The 2,003-nt window shown below is 59.9% G+C and carries 2 protein-coding genes; both read left to right on the top strand.

From position 1 onward, the window contains the following. A partial coding sequence (locus ACXRVY_RS26185; protein ID WP_458238641.1) for a sugar phosphate isomerase/epimerase family protein occupies positions 1 to 826 on the top strand: 826 nt, incomplete at its 5' end. Positions 827 to 840: 14 nt separating this feature from the next. After that, positions 841 to 1,911: an isopenicillin N synthase family dioxygenase gene (locus tag ACXRVY_RS26180; protein ID WP_458238640.1), complete on the top strand. Its 1,071-nt coding sequence runs from the start codon at positions 841 to 843 to the stop codon at positions 1,909 to 1,911. Positions 1,912 to 2,003: the final 92 nt, after the last annotated feature.

Raw genomic sequence — 2,003 nt, 5'->3', positions numbered from 1 at the left:
GTGGGGCTATACCGCCAGCAAGGCTCAGGCGCTCGAGGAGTTGCTGCACGCGGGCTTCGATGGCATGGAAGCACGCCTGCCACTGGACGCCCGTGAACGGGCCGAGTTCGGCGCTTTTCTCCAGGCCAATCGCCTGGGCTATATCAGCACCGTCTTCACCGCGTACGACGTGCTGCCGGACCAGTCGGCAACGCCTGCCGTTCACCTCAATGACCTCGATCAGAAACTCGCCTGGGCTGCCGAACTCGGCCCACGCTTCGTCAACGTGCTGGCGGGCAATGACCGCTGGTCCTTGCCACAACAAGTGGAATTTTTTGGCCAGGCGCTGGATCTGGCGCGCAAGCACGGCCAGGTCTGCAGTTTCGAGACCCACCGCTCGCGGTCGCTGTTCAACCCTTGGGTGACCCTGGAGTTGATCCGCCAACTGCCCGACTTGTTGTTCACCAGTGACATCAGCCACTGGGTCGTGACTTGCGAGCGCCTGTTGAATGACCCGGCCGATGACCTGAGCGCTTTCATCGAGCGGGTTCACCATGTCCAGGCCCGGGTCGGTTACGACCAGGGCCCGCAGGTTCCGCACCCGGCGGCGCCCGAATATGCAAAAGAACTGGCGTTCCATCAGCAGCACTGGGAAAGCATCTGGCGCTCGCAGCAAGCCCGCGGTTACCAGGTCAGCACCCTGACCCCGGAATTCGGCGCCGACGGCTACCTGCATCATTTGCCCTTCACCAATGTCCCGGTCGCCGACCTGTGGTCATTGAACGTGTGGATGGGCCAGACCGAGYGCGAACACTTCGAGCGTTTCAGCCACTCAAGCCATCCTTAGGGAGCCGATGCGTCATGCCTGACAATAAAAACAACAGCGCCAGCACTGACATACACAAAGCCAACTTCAACAGCATTCCGGTGGTCAACATCGCCGGTCTGTTCAGCATTGAACTGGAACACCGCCTGGCCGTGGCCGAACAATTGGGGCGCGCCGCCAGCGAGGTCGGGTTCCTCTATATCACCGATCACGGCATCGACCCGCAACTGATCGCCAACCTGCGCCAGGCGGCCAAAGACTTTTTCGACCAGCCCCTGGACGCCAAGATGCGTCACTACATCGGCACCTCACAAACCCACAAGGGCTTTGTACCCGAAGGCGAAGAGGTCTATTCCAAAGGTAAGCCGGACCACAAGGAAGCCTTCGACGTCGGCTTCGAAGTCCCGGCCGATGACCCGCTGGTGCTGGCCAACACCCCGTTGCTGGGGCCCAACGACTGGCCGCAGCTGTCAGGCTTCAAGGCGTCGGTACAGGCCTACTATGYAGCCATCTTCGCCTTGGGCCGGCGCCTGTTCGGCGGCTTCGCCCTGACCCTGGGCCTGGAAGAAAACTATTTCGACAGCCTGGTCACCCGTCCGCCGTCCAAGCTACGCCTGATCCACTACCCCTTCGACGGTGCCGCCCATGACGCACCGGGTCTTGGCGCTCATACTGATTACGAGTGCTTCACCATCCTTTTGGCCGACAAACCGGGCCTCGAGGTGATGAACAATCTTGGCCAATGGATCGATGCACCACCGATGGCCGATGCCTTTGTCGTCAACATCGGCGACATGCTGGAAGTGATGACGGCTGGCGCTTTCGTTGCCACTGCGCACCGGGTGCGCAGCGTGAAGGAGGAGCGCTATTCCTTTCCACTGTTTTATGCCTGCGACTATCACACCCAGATCAAGCCGCTGCCCGGGTTCGCCCAGGCAGGCAACGACTACGAAGAGATCACGATCGGCGAACACATGTATGGCCAGGCGCTGCAGACCTATCAGTATCTGCGCCAGAGGGTGGCCAACGGGGAAGTTCAACTGCCAGGCAAGGCACGCAAGCCCGCCAGTTTCGGACATTTGAAAAATCAGGCGCAACCGTCCTGATTGAAATTTTCAGCTACCCCCCTACCTACGCCGGAGTCATTAAATAATGAAAAACAATAAAACAACCCTTTTGAGCCTGGCTGTATTGGCAG

It is taken from the genome of Pseudomonas sp. P5_A2_2, assembly GCF_054177685.1.
Note: the sequence above shows the minus strand (reverse complement) of the source record. Positions and strands in the feature narration are given on the sequence as shown.